The following is a 19,452-nucleotide window of genomic DNA, read 5'->3' on the forward strand; positions in this document are numbered from 1 at the left end:
AGATAAAGAAGTAATTATGACATTATCCACTCTGCCATAATTATTTTAAATTCTTCCATTAATATTTAAGTAAGTGTTTGAAGACGTTCTCGTAGAATTTCTGCTTGTTTTTGAGCTTCTGTTAAAGCCTCTTTTACCCCTCGAACGACTTCTGCTGGAGCCTTCTCTACAAATTTTGGGTTATTCAGGCGAATAGCCAAAGATTGAGCCTCACTTTCGACTTTAGTTAATTTTTTTCTAGTTTTCCCCTAAAGGCGGTTGTATCTACTACTCCTTCTAAGGGTATTAATACTTGTATAGTTCCCACAACTCCTGCAATTGATTGGTCTAGTTCTGCCGAAGTACATTCTTGTTGATCTACGGTAATTAATTGGGAAGCTTTTTGCACCCACTTTTTTCTGGACTCAGATAATATTAAGTTGTGGCTGACAAACCAGATGGTATAAAGAAAACCAACTATTTCAAATAAATTACCGATAATAGGAATATTTCCTAAAGTATTAGATGCTGCAAGAGCAAGTTTTACCAGAAATAGAGCAAATAAAACTGCTAATATTTTTCGCCACTTTATTTGCCTAGAAGTTGATTCTTGTACAGATATGATTGCTAGATTATCAACCTTTGCCAGATTTTTGATATAGGTCTTTCCAATATTGAGGATTTGTATTTCTTGATGGTTTTCACTAAGTAAGTTAGTATTGACCTTGATGCCAGGCTTGATATCTGCCTCTGCCCTTAAATTTCGGATTGTTCGGATTACCCCAATTAACAAGTTGAACTGTACTTTTAATTCTGGGTTTATTAATTTGGGATTAACTTTAGGATAACTCTGACAAGATAAAATTAGTTCAGAGTCTTTCCCCTGTTGGGTAAGGGTATGCCAAATTTCCTCGGTAATATGTGGCATCAATGGGCTTAATAGTTTTAAAGTTTCTTCTAATACATAGGCTAGGGTTTGCTGAGCAGTTCTACGAGATTCTGTATCAAACTTATTCTGTAGACGAGGTTTTACAAGTTCAATATACCAGTCACAGAAATCTCCCCAAATAAATTCATATATGGCTTTAGCCGTTTCACCCAAACTATATCTATCCATGCAATCATGGTTCGTCTGTATAACCTGGTGCAGTTGGGATAGAATCCACTCATCCGCTAGTTCTGTGGTTTCTGGCATACCCAACTGTTGAGGTGTTTGTCCATCCAAGTTGATCATTACAAACCGTGCTGCATTCCACAATTTATTAGCAAAGTTACGGGAAGCTTCCACAGAAGAAGATTCATTCTTACTACGATCATACTCAAGGCGAATATCTTGACCAGCACCTGTCACCTCTTTAATTAGAGTATATCTTAGGGCATCAGTACCATATTTATTAATCAATAACAGTGGATCTATACCATTATTCGATGACTTAGACATTTTTTTACCATTTTCATCCAACACTAAGCCATGGATATAAACATGTTGAAAAGGCATTCTCTTGGTAAAGTGACCAGCCATCATGGTCATTCTTGCTACCCAGAAAAAGATGATATCGAATCCTGTTACTAAAATACTGTTAGGGTAATAAGTTTTCAAATCAGCAGTTGTTTCTGGCCACCCTAAAGTAGAAAAAGGCCATAATCCGGAGGAAAACCAGGTATCTAAAACATCAGGGTCTCTTTCTATCCTAACGTTTTCCCCAAATTTTCCTACTAGTTTTTCCCTTGCCTCTGCACTACTATAAGCTACTACGAAGGGAGTATGATCAGCAATTTCTCCTCCTGTTTCACTCACCGCATACCAGGCAGGTATCTGATGACCCCACCACAATTGACGTGAAATGCACCAGTCTTTTAACCTTACCAACCAATCTCGATAAACTTTTGTCCACCTTTCCGGAATAAATTCAGGAGAGTTTGTCCTATCCAGCAATTCTAGACATTGATCTGCCATAGGAGCAACTTTTACAAACCATTGGGTTGACAGTAAAGGCTCTATAATAACCTTCCCACGATCACTATAGGGAACACTATGTTTGTAATTTTCTACCTTTAGTAACACCCCATCGGCTTTCAAATATGTGACTATATTTTCCCTGGCAACAAAGCGCTCTTGTCCCTGAAATTTCCCAGTATTTTCATTTAGACTCCCATCTTTATTCATTATATTAATAAATGGGAGATTGTTGCGTTTCCCTATTTCAAAATCATTGTGATCATGGGCAGGAGTTATCTTAACACATCCAGTACCAAACATAGGATCTACAGACTCATCCCCAATAATCGGAATTTCCCGATTCATAATTGGCAGTATCAAAGTTTTCCCGATGAGATGTTTGTAACGTTTATCACTTGGGTTTACGGCCACACCAGTATCTCCAAAGATAGTTTCTGGCCTAGTGGTTGCGATCTCTACATGACCAGAACCATCGGCAAGAAAATATCGTAAGTACCATAAACTCCCATCAACTTCCTTTAGTTCCAACTCCACATCGGAAACAGCAGATTGTGATGCCGGACACCAATTTACCAAGTACTTACCACGGTAAATTAGTCCTTCATTATAAAGGCGATTAAAAGCTTCTAAAACCGCCTTGGATAAAATATCATCTAGGGTAAAACGTTCTCTACTCCAATCTACGGAAACACCCAAGCAGGTCAATTGTTTGACGATTACACCACCATAGTCAACTCTCCATTTTTGGACTCTTTCGAGAAAGTTTTCACGCCCTATCTCATAACGAGTTTTTCCCTCCTCTGCCAATTGTTTTTCCAGAATTGTGTGCACCGCAATACTGGCATGATCTGTTCCTGGTAAGTATAAGACGTTACGACCACACATGCGGTGGTAACGTACCATAGTATCAATCAAGCTATTGTCAAAGGCATGTCCCATATGCAAACTACCAGTAAGATTTGGGGGGGGGCATGACTATACAATAGGGTTCTCCTGGATGGTTGGGATCAGCCTTATAAACTTGATTATCCTCCCAGAATTTCTGCCATTTAGCCTCTATAGCAAAAGGCTCATATAAGTTGGGAAGATTTGTTTTATTTTCAGTCATTATAGTTTTTATGTTGGGTAAATAAAATATGTGTATTTTCACTGTTAATTTTAATCTGTTCTACATACTGACTGTCAGTGAAATATCCCTGATTTTACCCAAAAAATAAGGAGATAAATATCCACAACTTATCCAAACTACTATATTCAGCTACTAGCATCAAGATTAAGTGCTACTATAAAATTTTTCCTCCGCAGTCGAAAATAAAGGCTTAGGGGGATAGTTGGAAATAGCTTGTCCTCTCACTAGAAAACGTTGAAAACTAACTATAAGGAATTGAACTACTATGATAATCATTTTTAATGTAGAGCAACTAAAATTTAGATTCAATCAGGTTTTACTAGAAAATTCACTAAGAAAGATTTGTTAAATATGACTATCCAGTTTTGTATGACCATTTCTACAAATGTGTCATACAAGCATATGATATAATTTCCTTAAGTTAAGCCCAACTAAAAATATTTTTTGGCAAAAATTTTGGGTGATTTGGTTGAGTAATAATTCAGTTGAGATTGATTATATATCAATTATTCCTTAGATATTTTAAACTTTCAATTACTCTTCTTAAATCTAGAATCTACGAGGTTGGAAGTTATAAATTATTTTGATTTTGGCTTTCTTAAGTCTTAGAATTTTTGATTTATATGTAAAAATATAATGTCATTGATTTCAAATCCAATAAGCAAATACCTGTATTGAAATAATGAGAATAGTCTAATTTAATTACTCTCAATTCTTTGAGTGAATAAGACGTATATTAGGATGTAGAAAAACTAATTCGCTCCACCATCATAAGTAATTCCATTCATAAAGACACTAATAGTGAGAATTCAGGAAATACTCCTTTGAATTGAGGAGGTATTTAAGCAGTCAAAGGCTTTCAATAAAATTTTGTTAATGAAACAAAAGTAAATTTGATACCATGGTTGGTAATGTTATCATGCATCTGTTACAGAGAGTAAAGGACTATTTCATATGGTCAAAGTACCAGTGGCCCCTGTGGTACTAGTCGTTTTAGACGGCTGGGGCTACTGTGAGGAAATTCAAGGAAATGCCATTGCCAAAGCTAAAACTCCGGTAATGGATAGTCTTTGGACTGCCTATCCACACACATTGATTCATACATCTGGCCAGGCTGTAGGACTGCCAGAGGGCCAGATGGGGAACTCAGAAGTAGGACATTCTAACCTTGGTGCTGGTCGGATTGTACCCCAGGAACTAGTCCGCATTGGTAATGCAGTAGAGAATGGTTCTATAAATAAAAATATTACATTGGTGGAACTTTGCCAGACTGTAAAAAGCCATAATGGAAAATTGCACCTTGTAGGACTATGTTCCAATGGTGGAGTCCATTCCCACATAAGTCACCTATTTGGACTTCTAGATTTGGCTAAGTCTAAGGGGATTTCAGATATTTGTATTCACGCAATCACAGATGGTAGGGATACCAAACCCACAGATGGTTTAAAAGCTATAGGTTTAATTGACAAATACTTAAAACGTATTGGTATTGGCCTTATATCAACTGTTAGTGGCAGATACTATGCTATGGATCGCGATCACCGTTGGGATCGTATTAGGAAAGCCTATAATGTTATGGTTCAGGATAATAGTGGTGATGGACGTTCCGCTGTACAAGTGTTAGAAGAATCCTATGCTGAAGGTATAACAGATGAATTCATTGTTCCCATACGTATTGCCCCTGGAGCTGTGAAATCAGGTGATGGACTTCTGTTCTTTAACTTCCGAGCTGATCGTGCCAGGCAACTAACACAGGCATTTGTCAGCCCATTTTTTAATAATTTTCAAAGAGAGCAGATTCAACCCCTGAATTTTGTCACTCTAACTCAGTACGATCCAGAATTACAGGTGAAGGTAGCTTTTGAACCACCAAATCTCAGTAATATATTGGGGGAGGTATTAGCAAAGCAGGGTTTAAAACAGTTTCGTATAGCGGAAACAGAAAAGTATGCCCACGTTACATACTTCTTCAATGGTAGTGTAGAAGAGCCTTTCCCTGGAGAAGATAGGGAAATAGTAAATAGCCCTATTGTAGCAACCTATGATAGCGCTCCCAGCATGTCTGCGCAGACGATTACAGATTTGGTAATTGCTGCCATGAATAAGGGCATTTACTCTATGGTCCTAATTAATTATGCTAACCCTGATATGGTAGGGCATACAGGAAAAATGGAAGCTACTATCCAAGCTATTGAGATGGTTGATAAGTGTGTAGCTCGTCTGGTAAACAGTGTCAGCAAAGTTGGTGGTACCATAATTGTAACAGCTGACCATGGTAATGCTGAGCATATGATAGATGAAGAAGGTTATCCATGGACTGCTCATACTGATAATCCTGTTCCATTAATTTTAGTAGAAGGAGAAAAAGTTAAAATTCCTGGGTATGGAACAGATATTACCTTGAGAAGTAATGGAAAACTTTCCGATATTGCTCCCACAATTCTAGAAATATTACAAATACCCAAACCCGTAGAAATGACTGGGGAATCACTAATTCAAGTATCTGAGTATGAAGTAGAATTAACCAGTACTCCTCTCAGAATTGGATGGTAAAATAAACCAGGGTAGATAAATGCCCAGAATGGTTAACATTTAAACTTGATCTCAACACTCACAACCACTTATCAAATTTAAAAGAACTTATATATTGTTACTATGACAATCACTAACATTGTACAAAGCATTTGGGTGTTCTCTGCTGTTGGCTTGATTATTTTAGTCCTGTTGCATAGTCCTAAGGGTGATGGAATAGCTGCAATTGGTGGCCAAGCACAGCTATTCAGTAGTACTAAAAGTGCAGAGAATACCTTAAACCGAGTAACCTGGACACTTACAGTGATATTTCTTGGCTTAACAGTTATATTAAGTGCAGGTTGGCTATCGAAGTAATTTATAAGACAAACGGAAAAACAACTATCTACACCCAAAAACCTTTTTGATTTATATTTGTAGCAATTATTGACAGGCAGTTGATACCCTTAATTGTCGTTTAGTTTTATACCGCGGAATATATGCCCATATTTTAATATCTCCTTTCCATGGTGAATAACTTTGGGTACGGAATTAAAAGACTAGGGGGATAGAATAAATTCTGTTTGAGGAAACAAAACATCAAATTCAATCAGGAGTTAATTGTAGATAGTTGCCCCGTCCTAAAACCTTATCGGTTGATCTATTTCTTGTCATAGTGGGACAATCATACTAAACAGTAGTAGCGCTGTTACTAAAGTGCAAAATCACATTTTGGCTGTTTTTGAGTTGGTTCTTTATTTCCCATATAAATCTACGATAAATACCCAATAACTAGTCAACATTGCACAAGTGCAAGATTATGTCCAAGGTATATGTCCAAGGTAATTGAATATACAAATATATGGTCTATTAACCACAGAAGTTTTATAGTAGGGAGCTTTGTGAATATTAAGTCGTCAGGCACTACCCCTTAATACTTCATTCTCAAAACGCCTACAACCATGACTATATACGTATAATACGTCATCAACCCTTATTAGCCAAAGTCAAGGAGTTAAAAACCTTATTCTTAACTGCTTTTCCGATTGTAAACTACATATTTACCATTTGAGATGACTATGTTATCTCTTCCCTACGAAAATGGAGGTTTCAATAAAATTTCCAAGTTTGAAGTATCCTTAAATACTAATGCGATATCTTGTAGTAAAAAAAGATTATAGTAGTAGTCAATGTTATTGATAACCAACATTTCTCTGTTTGCATTTTCCTAATTTTCTGTGCAGCTTTACCTAATAAATCCATGGCAATTTGGCAACAAAAAACGACCCCCTGGTATTAGCCTATCCTTAATGTTTGTTTAATATATCTATCTGTTCTTTACACTTAAGTATTGATCTTTGAACAACTAACTAAAATATGTTGTTTCACCTAGACTTAAATTATTTTGTCAAAATGGTAACAGTTTTTTTGAAACATTTACACATTATTAAGATAAGGTAAAATAGGCTTTGTTCCTATTTTAGTTTGAAGTTTATCCTAAACTTACAATATCTTTTTAACTAGGTAAATTAATCTTTGTATTATGTCAAAGTTTCTTCTTTATCCTTAATAGCTAGTAGTATTTATTTTATAATGCCAAGGATTCTTGTAATAGATGACGACCCTGCTATTTCAGAACTGGTAGCCGTAAATTTGGAAATGGCTGGCTATGATGTCAGTCAAGCCGAAGATGGTATTAAAGGTCAGGCTTTGGCTCTCCAGCTACAGCCAGATTTAATCATCCTTGATTTGATGTTGCCAAGAGTAGATGGATTTACAATTTGCCAACGTTTGCGTCGTGATGAGCGTACAGTTGAAATGCCTGTTTTAATGTTAACAGCATTGAGCCAAACTCAAGATAAAGTGGAAGGTTTTAATGCAGGAGCTGATGACTATCTAACTAAGCCTTTCGAGGTAGAAGAACTCTTAGCAAGGGTAAGAGCATTATTACGACGTACTGACCGTATTCCACAAGCAGCAAAACACAGTGAAATTCTGAACTATGGTCCTCTTACCTTAGTTCCAGAAAGATTTGAAGCAATATGGTTCAATAAAACTGTAAAATTGACCCATTTAGAGTTCGAACTGTTACACTGTTTACTTCAACGTCACGGTCAAACAGTCTCCCCCAGTGAAATCTTAAGGGAAGTTTGGGGGTACGATCCTGATGATGATATTGAAACAATCCGTGTGCATATTCGTCATCTTAGAACGAAACTAGAACCGGACCCACGCCATCCCTGTTACATTAAGACTATATATGGTGCAGGGTATTGTCTGGAATTACCCAGTACTTCCGCAACAAGTCAGAACGCTTCACAAACTATGTTTAATTGAAATTAAGGCTTAATGTTGGTAATTCATGAATATTGTGTGAATAGTATATTCACTCTCTGTTTTAAACAGCAAGCGCTAATTTGAAAGTGAAGTAAAGGCTAATAAATTCCTAGCCTGAAAACATACCAAACATCTATTTTTTTTCAAAATGATGGCTATTTAATGCTAGGAGTAGGCTAAGTAAAATAATGTAAAAAGCACAATTTTATACTTTATTGGTTTCAAATTAAGCTATGCTTAGCTTAGATACTAGATTTTTATACTCGGAAATATCCGTAATTAAATGCTATATGCATTACTAGTGCATACTTTAGAATGAATTTAACCTTGTTATGAGTTATGAGAATATTAAACATGAATCGTTTAAGGGGCATAAAAACTTCCTCCTAAAGCCAATTACGCTAAACTCTGAGCATTGTGGTCAAGGTAAAACATTACTTTTAATATTTGATGAATATCTCTACCTATAAAAAATGCATATGGACGAGTGCAACATAGTATGAGGTTACTATTAGATTCCAAGCTATGGGGAGTTCAATCTAAGATTGCAGGTAAAATATTCACCTCTATTAGGCCTGAAAACAAAAACTAGATATTCCCAGCTAAAATACAATAATGAACCAACAGAACTGAAGAAATTATTACTATTTGAATGGCTTCGCATTATTTATAACTTTTACGCGTATTCAAACAAGTTATTTAACCGATTGGAACCAAAATCAAAAATTTTGTATACATAATGATCAATATAAATATGTTTAAAATGAGCTTAATACTTACCTAAAAAACCACAAATTCTTCTAATATTAAAGCTTCTGAAGTTTATAAATTTGATGTCCAGTTATTAAAAATGTCTAAAATAAATTTAAAAGCTTATTAGGTAAGGCTCACATGTTAAAATCAATGGCATATCTAACAGATAACGAGCATTCCTACCAAAATGTTCCGGTGCAGCTATGGTTTAATTCCTATAAATTAGGTTTTCTGAAGTTACTTTTTATTAATAGATAGTCATTTGTGTACAATTAGACTATCTATTAATATTGATATCTGAAAAGTCTTAGTATCATTATTAAGACTATAATGCTCCTGTTAAAATCAATGCCATGCTTTCATGATGCACTCGTGATAAGGTACTATTAATATTTCGGTATATAAAAAACTCGGTATTATTGTTACTTGGTCAATTTCTAAAAATAATTATTATTGGATTAAATAGGATAATTATATGACTATTTTTAAGCCCGAGTTGACCATTTTTTTGTTGATTCATGTAGTTAATGTATGAGTTAAATGCTTTACTTCCATTAGTTTTAACCAAATTAAGCTTCTAGGCAAGTATTTACAATATAGATATTAGATATTGTTAATCTACTACTTCATTTACAAACTTTTAATGAAGAAAGCCACCTAGGGTACTGGAAAAATCTTACTTATTTAGACACTATTTTGGAGGTAAAAGCAGTTATTATATCTGCACCCTAAAATTTACATAATTCTTTTACGATTGAAGCTTATCGATACTACTTAGTTTATAATTATTCAAAAGGATTGTATTTCTCATACACTAGCTTGAATTATGTGTTCTCACTATCAATATTTCCATTGAAAAATAATAATTGCTATTCAGAATTAGAATCTGCTTGTTATTTATAAACTGTATGGGGTCTTGCCAATATTGCTAAACTTCCTTAATATTACAATTTTCCCAATAAAAGTATTAGCTGTTATTAATTTAATTTCTACTCAATTCCTAGAATTTATAACCTATTTTGTAAGTAAATTTTTGTTCTCTCTTCATTACTCGAATAATCAGAACGAAAATATAATCCGATTCGAAGTGAATTAATTACTATTCCATAACTTCCATTTATATGTGTAAAAATACATATAGGAGAAGGTCTAGCAATTGAAAAGTCTTACTCAATAAATGCTAATAATAAGTCCCTGATTTGCGGTGATGTACAGCTGTTATACCATCAAAGTCTAGTATCTGTCCGCCATTTATAATCGCGTAAACCAACCAATGATCCCCTATTTCCATTCTGCTTTGCACATAACATTCCAGATATGCTAATGCATGTTCTAGGATCATACAACCATTTCTAGCTTCTCTCAAAGGGATACCTGTAAAACGATTTTCCCCTGGTTTAAAAGGCTTAAGAAAGTGCTTCATTAAACCTAAATGATTACTCTCCTTAAGGATATTCAAAACAAATGGATTACCTGAGTACATCAGTGACTCTAAGGCCCTTTCTTTTGCCACAGAAATAGTTAAACCAGGAGGAGTGAAACTGGCCTGAGAGACCCAAGAGGCTAACATAGCACTTGAAATATCTCCTTGTTTAGCTGTTACCAGACACAATGAGCCGGTAACCCTTCCTATGGCCTGCTCAACGGAAGTAGCAGGTTGAATGGATGTACGGATTTTTTCCCTTTTTTAATAGCTGAGCAAAGTCTGTTCCTGTCTCCTTACACATTTGTAGGATGATATCGTTAGGTGTGAATTTTACCCGGATAGGTTTAAAACCAAGACGATATCCTGCTTCTTTGAGTTTACCTTCAATTAGGTCTATTGCTTCCCCACTCCAACCAAAAGAACCAAATACTCCCGCTAATTGATTATTGTTGGCTTTTGATAAAATTATACCTAGAGCTGTTATTACTGGGGTAGGTATATGACCACCAAGTGTTGGAGAACCGATGATAAAACCTGAACTTCTTTCTATCGCAGCTTGGATTTCTTCCATTGCGGCAAACTCACAGTTAATTGATTCTACCCTCACTCCGGCCTTAGTAATACCATGGGCAATTGCTTGGGCAATTGCTGCAGTATTTCCGTAGGCAGAAGCATAAATTAATGCCACACTTATAAGCTGTAGGGCTTGCTGCTGTATTCCCTGACGATAGGCATTAGTAAGTTCAATCAAGGCATATCTTACCAAAGGGCCATGATTAGGAGCATACAATCTAGCAGGAAAGTTAGACAGTTTTTCTAAGGCTTTTTTCACTTGATAGGTGTGGGGGGACATCAAACACTCAAAATAGTAGCGTCTATCCTCCAGAAATACTTGCCAGCCTTCATCAAAAATTTTATCCCCGCAGATATGAGCCCCAAATAATTTATCTGTGTATAGAATTTCTGTTTGTGGGTCATAGGTACAAAGATGATCAGGATAGCGGGGGTTAGGAGTGGGTATAAACTGCAACTTATGCCCTTTACCTAAATCCAAGGTATCTTCTCCCCTCATAATAATAATAGGTAAATTGTTATCTCCTAGGATCTTCTTTAGATTGATCATCCCTGGCTTAGAGGCAACAAAGGTAATTTGGGGTGCGATTTCACGCAAGACTTTTAAAGTCGTTGCTCGATTCGGGTTAATATGACCAACAATTACGTAATTAATTTTAGTAACATCAAATATTTTTTGTAGTTTTTCTAAATAAATTTGCTTAAATTTTTCTCCTGGGGGATCAAATAGGGCAATTTTATCACTTTCAATCACATAGGAATTAGCCGTAGTTCCCTTAGCAAGAGCATATTCAATCTCAAACCTTAGCTTTTTCCAACTGCGGGAGCGCAGTACTTTTGTATTTGTACCAATCGTAAAAACCTGAACATCATCGAGTTTGGTAATTGACATTATTAAAGAAATTGATAGATAGAGTATAAATATTTGGGGATTTAATGAAGAACCTATAGATAATCTTTGAAAGTAGGAGAAAAGGAGGAATAAACAATCCACAATCTGATATTCCTTACACCTGCTACTTTTCAATTTATGTATTCTTTAATAGTGGTTACCTACTTTACGGTGATGAACTGCAGTAATTGAGTCGGGCTTACTTACTTTCCCAGCATCAACTATACTGTATACTACCCAGTGGTCTCCAGCATCCATCCTACTGACAACCTCACATTCCATATATGCTAAAGCATCAACCAAAATAGCAGAACCATTGTTTGCTTCCTGAGTTCTCACATTATCAAAACGGTCAGCACCAGGAGCAAATCGTCTCAGAAAATGCTTCATTAAGGGTTGATAGTTAGTTTCTTCCAAGATATTGAGAACAAACTTGTCACCTACCTGCATTAGTGACTCAATTGCTCTGTCTTTTGCAACAGCAATAGAAACACCAAGGGGTATAAAACTAGCTTGACTTACCCAGGATGCTAACATTGCACTTTTAACGTTACCTTTCTTTGCAGTAATAATATATAGGCCCCCACTAATTCTACCTAGGGCTTTATATAAATCTGGTGCTAGGGACTTTATCTGTTTAATATTTTTCTCCCTCGTCACTAATTGCCCAATATCAGTTCCAGCTTCTTCACATAATTTATAAATATTTTCTGTGGAAATATTCTGAATCTTAATCACAGGGAAAGCTAATTTTAAACCCAAAGCCAGAAATTTACTAAGTAGGGGATAAGTGGACTCATCATCACCACCAGTTTCAAAGATGCTGATAGCTTGTTTTTTGTTGGCAGAACCCAATATAGTACTTATGGCATTCTCAATATTCATATCTCCTTGGCTGGGTGGCATTCCTAATACAATCCCTTTACACTTACTGACAATTTCTCTAAGCACCTGCAAGTCAACATACTCCCGTAAATTAACCATTTCCACTATTGCTTCTGTTTTAGTAATACCCTTAGCAATCGCTTGGGCCAAATTGCTGCTATATCCATATTCAGAAACATAAAATACACCTACATTGTTTCCTACACTGGTTTTGTTTTGACTCCACTTACGATAAAGTCCTATCAGTTCTTTAACATTGTGGTGTAATAGGGGACCATGACCATTTGCAATAGTATCAATTTCACTAAAAGCATCCATTCGTTTTAATGCAGATACAACTGAACGGGCATTGGGAGCCATTAAACATTCATAGTAGAATTGATAATCTGGATATATAGCTTCTAAATCTTCATCAAAAGCATTGTTAGTGCAGTAATGTAATCCAAATACATCACAGGTAAAAAGAATTTGGGTTTTATGATCATAGCTCAAAATTGTATCTGGCCAGTGTAAATTAGGAGCCATGACGAATTCTAACTTATGTTCATTTCCTAGGAATAAATAATCTCCATTTTTGATAATTATCCGTTCGAATGGATTATGTAATAGTTTTTCTAGGAATTGAATAGCAATTTTTGAACCCACTACAGTAATATTTGGAGCCATTTGTAGTATGTCCTTAACTAAACCACTGTGGTCCGGTTCTGTATGACTGATGATTAAATAATCAATATCTGTGAGTTTTATTAATTTTTTTAGGGTGTTTAAATATAATTGGCAGAACTTGGAATGGGAAGTATCCACCAGGGCAATTTTTTCCCCTCGTATCAGAAATGAATTGTAGGTAGTGCCGTTTTGCAAACCAAACTCAATATCAAAACGATCACGGTCCCAGTCCAATGAGCGAATAGCTGTGGTTTCAGGAGCGATATTTAATGTCTGCATTGTTAGTCTTTTCCCAGCTTCATCAGTAAGTGCTAACATTACTCCCCCTAATTACTGAGTATTTTTTTATGTTCCCATTGTGCCATGACTTCATTAAAAACAATTTTCTTGAGAGCAAATAGATTAAGTAAAGAAAAATAATATTTAGTAGATGAAGATGAGTTAACAATATAATTACTTAAGGTATACTTTTTGTTTTGCATCCTCTCAAAAAACAAAATTGTTCCCCACCACTCTAGACATAGTCAAGTCTGTTTGTTATTGTGGTTTTTAGGAACATGTAATGCTAGTGCGGCTCAGTAGCTCAGTTGGTTAGAGTAGGGGACTCATAAGCCCTTGGTCGTCAGTTCGAGTCTGACCTGAGCCACTTGTTTTTTTGTGATACCCGAGCAAGAGTGTGAGAAGACAAATCTCGTTCATAACATATAACTTACACTAGTTATCTTGTAGAAAAAGCCTCACTGAATCGCCGTGTTATTGGTTCTGTAATAAAGGTCATAACTGACTTTTTGCGGATTACAATCTCCCCACTTGATGCCATTCCAGGGATTAATTTTATCCTACGTCCTCTCACCATGAGATGGTGTTTATGGAGTTTTATTCTTGCGAGAAATACTAAACCTAATTCTTTGTCCAGGACTGCATTAGGGCTTATTTTTATAACCTCCCCGTCAATTGTTCCAAATTCTTGGAAGGGGAAGGTAGCAACTTTTACTTTTGCCTTCATTCCTTGATGGATAAAGCCAATATCGCGATTTAGGACTTTTACTTCCAGTAATAATTCTTCTCCACCTGGCAGGATTGATAATAATTCCTCACCTATTTGTACAGGCCCTTGGGTTGCTTTGATTTTATATACTATACCTGTAACAGGAGCTTTAATTTTCTCCCCTTCTTTGTTTTCCCTGGCTTGTTCCAAGCGTCCTTGCACTGTGATTAATTCTTTCTTGTGCCTGTTAATTTGTGTTAGAATTTCGCTTTGACGTTTGGATTTTAAATGCTGTGTTTGCTTAACTGCAGATTCAAATGCAGCTTCTGCCTGGCTAATTTCCTGTAATTGTGCATCAATATCTTTTAGTAGGGAAGTACATTTATCTTCGGCTTCTGTCACTCTGTTTTGGGAATTAATTACCCCATTTTTAGCTCTAGTAATTTCAGCTTCTGCTCGATTTAATTTATCTAGTGCATCAAGATAATCTAATCTAGAGATGGCATTATTGGAGACTAGTATACGCAACCCATTTTCTCTAGATCGAGCTAGGTTTAAATTAGTATCTACATTTTTTTGTAGGGTTTGGGAATTAAATAAGTTTTTTTGGGCATTAGCTAAACTTTTTTTTGAATTGACCAGGTTCTCCTGTAAACGAGCAAGTTTGACTTTTGCTTTTTGCATAATCGCTTTTTGGCGACTGACTTCGGCCTTAGCCACTCCATAACGAGCATGATAGTCTTGAAGGCGGGATGCTAACAATTGATCTTGTAGTTGATTCCTAGTTTTTGCATCTCCGTTAAATTCAGATTCTAATCTCTGTAAATCTTCTTGGATTAACTTGCTAGTTTTTGATAACCTTATTATGTCGATATCTTGGGAACTAAAGTCACGTTCAATTAATACTTGGCCTTTAATAACATGATCCCCTTCTTTAATTTTAATTTGTGAAATCGTACCATTACCCAAGGAAATAATAGGTCTTACCCGACTGGAAGCTATCAATTCTCCTTTAGCAACAGCCACTTCATCGATCTGGGAAAAATATGCCCAGCTAATTGTAGCAAAAACAATTAAACTAACAGTCCCAGATAATAATCTGGTATAAATTGGAGGTAGTTCCTGAACTGCTTTGCCTAATTCATAGGATAGCTGCTCTTCAGGTTTAGAAAATGTTTGTTTTATCTGTCTTAATTGAGTTGGATTAGCTGTTAAGAAAAACCTCATAGAATTTTTGGATTAGATTTTAAATTTTTATTAAATCAACTGTACTGAAGATAAGAGCATTAGTATGGTCATTTATCTTTTATTTATAACTATTGATTATTCATATTTATATAGTGCTCATTACAAAATATTTCATCTATTTTCAAGTTTAGATACTAAGCTAAATAAGCATAAAATAGTGTAGTTTTAGTCACCAGTTGCCAAGTATGAGCCTATAGCCTGTTTTGAAGTAATTATTAACCCATTTTAAATTTCCAAAATCACTGGTGCATGATCACTAGGTTTTTGTTTATTTCTTGGTATAGTATCAGTTATACAACCTTTAGCTCGATTGTATAATTCCGGTGTTAAGTAATGGTGATCTATACGCCAGCCAAAGTTGTGCTGAAAAGATGCAGCTCGATAATCCCACCAGCTATACTGTCCACTTTCTTGATTAAATTTCCGGAATGCATCCGCAAACCCCAAACTGAGAATTGATTTTAAAGCTTGTCGTTCAGCACTGGAAGACATAATATGATTTTTGTTATTTACCTTTTCATGTATATCTCTATCTTCCAAAGCAATGTTAAAGTCCCCACACATGCAAATATGAGAGTGCGTTTGCATCAATTTTTGTAAATAAGATCCTAGGAGATGGAGCCACTTCAATTTGTATTCATACTTATTACTGCCAACAGAAGAGCCATTGGGTACATAAAGATTAACAATACAAATATCTGCTAGCATACCAGTGATTACTCGTTTTTGCTCATCCCATTTAGAATCTAAATCTGGTAAAATACTATTAAACCCGATTATAGAATCTGTTAATGGTTGTAAACTAGCAATTGCTACACCATTATAAGACTTTTGCCCAGATACATATAAGTAATAACCTAATTTTGTAAAAGGCAATCTTGGAAACCACTCTTCTATAACTTTCGTTTCTTGTAAACAAAGAACATCAACAGGATTGTCTGTCAACCATTCAATTACATGATCTAAACGAGTGCGGATTGAGTTGACATTCCAGGTAGCTATTTTCATAAGTTTTTATTTCACATTTACTTTACTATTGGTGATTTTTGATAAACATAAATTTAAAGACAAAAAATAAATTCATTTAAATAGATTTAAGTCTAAAATAAGTTTCCCAGACAAAAGCTTGACAAACAAAATCTATATTTTATAGGTAATGATTTATGTTGAATATTCAAATAAATTATTAGCATCATGATTAATTTATGCGACATATTACAATAGTTTTTATTATTATGTATTCATAACTGAACTTATTTTATAATAAAACCGAAACTTTTCACTACCAATAATAGCATCTCCAGATTATAAGAGTTAAACTGGATATAGTTATAACTAAATTTCTGATTATTCTATTTGAAAATACCTATTTAAGTTCTCAAAGCAGAATTTTCCTTTCTAACTACTGGTATCATTATCTTCAATCAAATATACCTGATTTATTCACATATAAAATTTAATTAATTAATTTATTTATTGTCAGAGCGATTAGATTTTATTATCTGTTGAAATTATTAATTTTTGATGGTGTTTATTTTGCATCTATATATTATTTAGACTTAAGACTGATAAAATTTTTTAATGCTATTTATACTTTATTCTGGTATATTATCTCTCCGCAGAATATCTATTTTCTTTTGATTAATCCCTCAATATTTTTGACAAAAAGTGCAAAATATTGAGGGATTAATTATTCATATAAATAAAACTTATTTGAAAGTTTTTAATTCTTATATAGGCTTTATTTATAAATTTAAACCAAAGTTTTGAGTATTTCTCCAATAATTTGAAATACATTTGGCATTCATTGGAGTCCACAAATATTACAATAATATCCTTGATCTAATAGGAAAAGAGTGATTATACAGTCTAATAACTCAGGTATGTATTGTAACAGTGATTTCGTAAGAGTAAAAATTCAAACCCCATAGCTGGATAAAAATATTTATGATAGTTGAATTCAGCATCATGGGAACTATTGAAAATATTAATAATATTTCTAAGTATCAATAAAATTTTTACTAATCAAATCTTTGTTTTCTCCATAAATAAAACCCATGATATCCCAAAATTTACTTCTATCTTAAGTATCTATACTTTTTAATTTATTCATTGATTAGACAGCATAATTAGCTGTTTCTTTTGAAGATTTTTCACTTCATCTAAATTCAATTTCACATTAGTTAATATTTCTGCAACCGTGGATTTGCAATCACAAGCCTGCAAGAATTGAAACTCTTCATCTGATAGTTGTACTACGTGATAATTATAATCAAATATACTCTTGCTGGGCCATCCTTCCATGCATGGATGCCTTTCTGGAATGGATTGCATTAAAACATTATCATTAGACCAAGTATTTTTATTCAGAGGAGGATGAGAAAGAAAAAATTCGTAGTGGCTGATTTCTGGATCCAGTAATTCTATTAACCTGTAAAGTTGACGATCACTCAACTCGTTTGTCCGCTTTACTAAATCTGGTGCTTGACCTAAAAGTCTTTCTATATTCCAATAACCACTATTAGAAAAACCAACAAAATCTAAACCAGAAGCATCTATTAATTCAAATAGTGACTCCACATTGTAGTCAATCTCCTGAGGATGTACATACATATCAGCAAAATATTCATCTCGCATATTTTCCATTGCCCAACGTCTTTTTTCATATTGAACAAGACGATTATTACTTGGTAAAGAAGCAAATATTTTTCTTCCTACTTGCACACCATCACGATAATCTCCTCGTTTATTAACTTGTAATATAGCAATAGCTTTTTGCATAAGCTGAATTTCCCATCGTCCTAACTCACTATATACAAATACATGTAGTAATCCACCTGGTCTTAGCTTATTAGCCAATGCTTTAATGCCACCAATAGGATCTGGAGTATGGTGTAGGACTCCTACACAATTAATTAAGTCAAATTCACCATTGATTTTATCTACATCAAACAAGCTTAGGTGGTGAAACTCCACTCGGTCTGCTCCAGAAAGCTGACAGCGTTTTCTAGCAACTTCTAATGCACCAGAGCTAATATCAATTCCTACTACATAAGCTTTAGGGTTCAAATGTACTAAATATTCTGTACCCACTCCTGTACCACAGCCAGCATCAAGGATTCGTATGTTACAACTACTGGGTTTTTCTCCTGTGCAAAAACTATAAGCACTGGTCCAATGCCACCGCCAGTTATAGCCTGGAGGTATTTTGTCTAATAAGGGCTCAGGGGGGAAAGGGTAGATGTTGTACAAATTTGCAACTGCATTACCAATAATTTTTGGATTGGACATTATATTTATGTATTTTGGATTTTGAAATTGTAGGTGTGGAATTTCCTATAGAAATCAATTAATTAATTTGGAAAATTTATATAATATTCCTACCAGTACCTGTTGTCATTGATAACAATGAACAGCTTGAAAATATAGATAATAAGTAGCTTTGATTCAAAATATTTCATGTGATAAGTGATGATTTTTTGATATTTGAATGAGCTAATTAGTCTAAAAAATCGGACAAAAAAATACCTCATATTACTCAAAGAAGTTAGTTAATAAAATATAATCTTGATTTACTGATTGGAGGATTTGGCTAGTAATATTAAGTGCTGTCTAAAACATAGGAATTTTTTATATCTTGCCATCATTGAATTATGGCAAATTAAATATTAATACTTTCAATATATGATTATTTATCAAATGTTCTCTTGACTTTACCTTTAATATGCATTGAAAACAAGTTTTTAGAGGTGAGCGACTAGAATAATTGGCAGTTTATTTTCATAAAAATAATATTTTCCCCAAATCTGACAGGGAATTTTGGTTCTATAGAAGTAGAATAAGTTCTAAAATGTTTCAAAATTTGGTTGTAAAGTATCTAAATACTTACTGAATGTTAAGTATTTAGATACTTTATTGCAAAAACCTGCCTGTATTAATGAAATCATAATTCTAAGTTCTTAATTTTCTATGGTCTCCCCATCAATCTTCTTTAATCTAATAACTACAGGATAATAATACTATTTACTACCATTTTTAACTAAGAATATATTCTGACACGAAGCAAATATCAATTTATCTTTTGACATTGTAATTATAAAGTTGT

The 19,452-nt window shown here is 34.4% G+C and carries 7 protein-coding genes, 1 tRNA gene and 2 pseudogenes; 4 read left to right on the top strand and 6 right to left on the bottom strand.

Translation table 11 applies throughout. The features are described from left to right. Positions 1–65: 65 nt before the first annotated feature. Positions 66–3,047: pseudogene (locus RINTHH_RS05475) on the bottom strand (valine--tRNA ligase). A 975-nt stretch (positions 3,048–4,022) separates the two neighbouring features. Here RINTHH_RS05475 and gpmI point away from each other — a divergent pair. The 3 genes from gpmI to RINTHH_RS05490 all read left to right on the top strand — a co-directional run bounded on the left by gpmI (position 4,023) and on the right by RINTHH_RS05490 (position 7,916). Then, positions 4,023–5,621 (top strand): 2,3-bisphosphoglycerate-independent phosphoglycerate mutase, encoded by a 1,599-nt coding sequence (gpmI, locus tag RINTHH_RS05480; RefSeq protein ID WP_008233891.1) that lies wholly within the window; start codon positions 4,023–4,025, stop codon positions 5,619–5,621. A gap of 102 nt (positions 5,622–5,723) precedes the next feature. After that, positions 5,724–5,957: a preprotein translocase subunit SecG gene (gene secG / locus RINTHH_RS05485; protein ID WP_008233892.1), complete on the top strand. Its 234-nt coding sequence runs from the start codon at positions 5,724–5,726 to the stop codon at positions 5,955–5,957. Positions 5,958–7,172: 1,215 nt separating this feature from the next. Next, entirely contained in the window at positions 7,173–7,916 is a 744-nt protein-coding gene (locus RINTHH_RS05490; RefSeq protein ID WP_044304708.1) for a response regulator transcription factor, read from the top strand. A 1,933-nt stretch (positions 7,917–9,849) separates the two neighbouring features. Here the strand turns inward: RINTHH_RS05490 and RINTHH_RS05495 are convergent. Both RINTHH_RS05495 and RINTHH_RS05500 read right to left on the bottom strand, forming a co-directional pair. Continuing rightward, a pseudogene (locus RINTHH_RS05495) lies at positions 9,850–11,560 on the bottom strand (diflavin flavoprotein). A gap of 147 nt (positions 11,561–11,707) precedes the next feature. Next, positions 11,708–13,429: a diflavin flavoprotein gene (locus RINTHH_RS05500; RefSeq protein ID WP_008233904.1), complete on the bottom strand. Its 1,722-nt coding sequence runs from the start codon at positions 13,427–13,429 to the stop codon at positions 11,708–11,710. A gap of 254 nt (positions 13,430–13,683) precedes the next feature. Between RINTHH_RS05500 and RINTHH_RS05505 the strand changes: the two genes are divergently transcribed. Next, positions 13,684–13,757 (top strand) — tRNA-Met (locus tag RINTHH_RS05505). Between the two features lie 72 nt (positions 13,758–13,829). Here the strand turns inward: RINTHH_RS05505 and RINTHH_RS05510 are convergent. The 3 genes from RINTHH_RS05510 to RINTHH_RS05520 form a co-directional block, all read right to left on the bottom strand. Beyond that, positions 13,830–15,326 (bottom strand): HlyD family efflux transporter periplasmic adaptor subunit, encoded by a 1,497-nt coding sequence (locus RINTHH_RS05510; RefSeq protein WP_008233905.1) that lies wholly within the window; start codon positions 15,324–15,326, stop codon positions 13,830–13,832. A 246-nt stretch (positions 15,327–15,572) separates the two neighbouring features. Beyond that, positions 15,573–16,355 carry an exodeoxyribonuclease III gene (xth, locus tag RINTHH_RS05515; protein ID WP_008233906.1) on the bottom strand — a complete coding sequence of 261 codons (783 nt, stop codon included), beginning with the start codon at positions 16,353–16,355 and terminating at the stop codon, positions 15,573–15,575. Between the two features lie 1,101 nt (positions 16,356–17,456). Continuing rightward, entirely contained in the window at positions 17,457–18,638 is a 1,182-nt protein-coding gene (locus RINTHH_RS05520; protein WP_008233907.1) for a class I SAM-dependent methyltransferase, read from the bottom strand. Positions 18,639–19,452: the final 814 nt, after the last annotated feature.

Source organism: Richelia intracellularis HH01 (assembly GCF_000350105.1).
Lineage (GTDB): Bacteria > Cyanobacteriota > Cyanobacteriia > Cyanobacteriales > Nostocaceae > Richelia > Richelia intracellularis.

Bases quoted from the DNA above. Each gene is read 5' to 3' on its own strand.
- RINTHH_RS05490 (WP_044304708.1), top strand. From the start codon at position 7,173: ATGCCAAGGATTCTTGTAATAGATGACGACCCTGCTATTTCAGAACTG.
- secG (WP_008233892.1), top strand. From the start codon at position 5,724: ATGACAATCACTAACATTGTACAAAGCATTTGGGTGTTCTCTGCTGTT.
- gpmI (WP_008233891.1), top strand. From the start codon at position 4,023: ATGGTCAAAGTACCAGTGGCCCCTGTGGTACTAGTCGTTTTAGACGGC.
- RINTHH_RS05510 (WP_008233905.1), bottom strand. From the start codon at position 15,326: ATGAGGTTTTTCTTAACAGCTAATCCAACTCAATTAAGACAGATAAAA.
- xth (WP_008233906.1), bottom strand. From the start codon at position 16,355: ATGAAAATAGCTACCTGGAATGTCAACTCAATCCGCACTCGTTTAGAT.
- RINTHH_RS05520 (WP_008233907.1), bottom strand. From the start codon at position 18,638: ATGTCCAATCCAAAAATTATTGGTAATGCAGTTGCAAATTTGTACAAC.
- RINTHH_RS05500 (WP_008233904.1), bottom strand. From the start codon at position 13,429: ATGTTAGCACTTACTGATGAAGCTGGGAAAAGACTAACAATGCAGACA.